General features: G+C 69.1%; 1 pseudogene. It reads right to left on the bottom strand.

Annotation, left to right across the window (positions count from 1 at the left end):
• A pseudogene (locus BTM36_RS29230) lies at positions 1-231 on the bottom strand (glycosyltransferase); the annotation flags it as partial.
• Positions 232-356 lie beyond the last annotated feature (125 nt).

Here is a 356-nt window from a genome sequence, read left to right as displayed (position 1 = left end):
CGACTCCCCGGCCGAGCGCTCTTCATGCTCCACCACGACCTCGGTCGGACTGCGCGAAAAGGTGTAGGCCAGGGCCGGCACGCAGGCCTTTACCTCCCGGCAGCGGTTGCCCAGGTCGATGACGTTGCGGCCATAGGCGCGCAGCCTGTTGCCCTGGTCGGTCATCTTGATGCGGGAGATCTACTCGCGCAGGCGGATCGTGGGCTTGGAGGCATAGGAGCGCGAAGCCGAATACAGGAGCGTGCAGCGGGACGCCACCCCGGAGGGGTAGACCCGCCGGATACCGGGGACACAGGTGCCGAGATGGGTGGGAGCGGCGGACGGGCAGGGCGGGGGAGGAGGGCGAATCACGGGGG

Origin of the sequence: Herbaspirillum sp. VT-16-41 (assembly GCF_001994935.1) — a bacterium.
Classification (GTDB): domain Bacteria; phylum Pseudomonadota; class Gammaproteobacteria; order Burkholderiales; family Burkholderiaceae_D; genus Herbaspirillum; species Herbaspirillum frisingense.
Note: the sequence above shows the minus strand (reverse complement) of the source record. Positions and strands in the feature narration are given on the sequence as shown.